Annotated in this window: 3 protein-coding genes; 2 read left to right on the forward strand and 1 reads right to left on the reverse strand. The window is 75.8% G+C overall.

The window, feature by feature from the left end:
- Positions 1 to 934: hypothetical protein (locus KY469_22815; GenBank protein MBW3665923.1), on the forward strand; the 934-nt coding region annotated here is incomplete at its 5' end.
- Between the two features lie 71 nt (positions 935 to 1,005).
- The gene (locus KY469_22820) at positions 1,006 to 1,530 is read left to right on the forward strand and encodes a hypothetical protein (GenBank protein MBW3665924.1); all 525 of its coding nucleotides are present in this window, start codon (positions 1,006 to 1,008) and stop codon (positions 1,528 to 1,530) included.
- A gap of 237 nt (positions 1,531 to 1,767) precedes the next feature.
- On the opposite strand, the gene KY469_22825 is transcribed toward KY469_22820, so the two are convergent.
- The coding region (locus KY469_22825; protein ID MBW3665925.1) for a M20/M25/M40 family metallo-hydrolase at positions 1,768 to 2,422 on the reverse strand (655 nt) is incomplete at its 5' end.

Consider the following 2,422-nt stretch of genomic DNA (forward strand, 5'->3'; position numbering starts at 1 on the left):
GGTGGCCACGGTGCCCGCGGTCGCGCTGGCCTTCCTCGACCCGGCGCTCGCCGACGCGGGCGCCGACCTCGGCTCGCGCATCCTCGCGGGGCGCCGTCTGGCGCTGACCCTGGCCGTCTGTCTGGCGGCGCTGCTCGCCGCGGCCTGGGCGCTGCTGCACCTGGAGGGGCGCGTGCGCTGGAGTCCTCGGCGCTCGGCGCGCGTCTGGCGCGCCGCGGCCGTGGCCGCCGCCGTCGCGGCGGTGCTCGGCCTGCTGGGCGCCGCGGTCTCCGACCGCGGGCTGGGCGGCACCGCGCAGGCGCTGGCCGACGGCGCCTGGGGGGTGCTCGTGGCGCCCGAGCACGCCGAGGCGGCACGCTGCGGCCCGCCCGGCGCCCTGCTGGCCGCCACCGACCCGCTCGCCGCCCTCCAGCGCCTGGCCACCGCCTGGCGGCGCGCGCTGGGCGCGCGGGTGGTGGGCATCACCGGCTCGACCGGGAAGACCTCGACCAAGGACGTGCTCGCCGCGATGCTCGCCCCCCACCGCGCGGTGACGGCCACCCGCGCCAACTACAACACCGAGATCGGACTGCCGCTGACCGTGCTGGAGGCGCCGCCGGCCACCGAGGTGCTGGTGCTCGAGATGGCCATGCGCGGGCCGGGACAGATCGCCGAGCTGGCCGCGATCGCCGAGCCCGACGTCGGTGTGGTGGTCAACGTAGGACCGGTGCACCTCGAGCAGCTGGGCTCGATCGAGGCCGTGGCCGCCGAGAAGGCGGTGCTGCTGCGCGCCCTGCCCCCCGGCGGTACGGCGGTGGTTCCGGCCGGCGAGGCGCTGCTGGAGAAGCGCGCCGCCGCCGGCGTGACCACGGTGACCTTCGGCCCCGGGGGCGACGTGGCGCAGCCGCCCGAGGGCCTGGAGCTCTCGAGCAGCCCGGCCGCGTGCAGCACGTAGGAGGCCGAGCCGGAGCAGTCGTAGCCGTCGTCCTCCCACTGCCCGTGGCCGCCGCCGTACCTGTAGGGCTTGTGGGCGATCTCGTTGCCGGCGGCGATGATCTGCTTGACCGCCTGGGGTGCGCCGGCCGGAGCGACCGCGAAGCCGTCCTCGGTGATGCGGGCCTGCTCGCCCTCCTGGAGGGTCCCCGGGGTCGGGCCCTTGTCGCGTCCGCCCTCCTCGGGCACGCCGCCGATGGCCTCGCGCAGCACCCGGATGTCGCCGCAGGTCATCCGGCCGTCCTCCTTGCGCCCCACGGCGCCCTTCCAGCCGTCCACCGCCGCCTGGGTGCGCGGGCCGAACTGGCCGTCGATGCGCAGGTCGTCGCCGAGCTTGTTGAGGAAGTCCTGCAGGACGCGGATGTCCTGCCCCTCGTCGCCCCTGTACAGCGGCCAGCGCTCACCGAGCGCGCCACGCTTGTCGGGCGTGCAGTGGTGGTCGTCGTCGTGGTGGCTCGAGGCGGGGGCGACCGGCAGGGCCATCAGGCTGGCGACGAGCGCCGGTACGGGCAGCAGGCGGGACAGGCGTGTCACAGACGGCGTTCCTCTCGTTCTTGAGCCTGCGGGGTTAGCTGACGGGCTCGCGCTGAACGAGCAGCGCTACGTCACTGGGGATGACGATTCGCCCCTGCCGGCCTCGTCAGGCCGGCCACTGGGTCCCCCACTCCCCGTCGCCGTGGCGGCGGGGACTCGGCAGGTTTGCGGGCGGGAGCCTATCGAAGTGCCCGGCGCCCGTGCACGCGGCCTTTCAGGTGCAGGCATTTCCGCCGCGCCGTGGGGGCGGGGGAGGGACGCTTACCGCGTCAGCGCAGAGACGAGCGCGAGGGCGACCGCGGCACGCGGATGCAGCGAGGCCGCATCGACGTACTCGTGCGGCGCATGGGCGCCACCGCCGCAGGGGCCCAGGCCGTCCACGGTGAGCGGGATCACGGGGGCGAAGTAGCTGGCGTCGCTGGCCCCGCCGCGGTCGGTGCCCACGATGGGGCGCCCCAGACGCTCGCCGGCCGCGGCCAGCAGGTCGCCGGTGATCTCGCGCGAGTCCATGCCCGGCCACTGGCGCTGGAGGGCGGCCTCCAAGCGCACTCCCTCGCGCTCGGAGGGAATGGCGTCCAGTACCGTTTGGAAGGCGCCCAGTCCGTCGGCACGCAGGTCGCAGGTCAGGGCTCCGTGAGCGGGGACGACGTTGAAGACCTCGCCGGCGCTCATCACCGTCGGCACCGCGGTGAGATGCTGCTCGCCCTGGGGATCGTGGAGTCCGGCGATGCGCTGCGCCGCATCGGCCAGGGCCAGCAGCGCGTTGCGCCCGCGGTCGGGCGCCGCACCGGAGTGCGCCGAGCGCCCGTGGGCCTCCACCCGCAGGGTGCCCGCGGCCTTGCGCTTGACCACGACGGCGTCCTGGCCCTCCGGCGTGTGCTGACCGGCCTCGAAGCACAGGCACGCGTCCCAGCCG

It is taken from the genome of Actinomycetota bacterium, assembly GCA_019347575.1.
Classification (GTDB): Bacteria; Actinomycetota; Nitriliruptoria; order Nitriliruptorales; family Nitriliruptoraceae; genus JAHWKY01.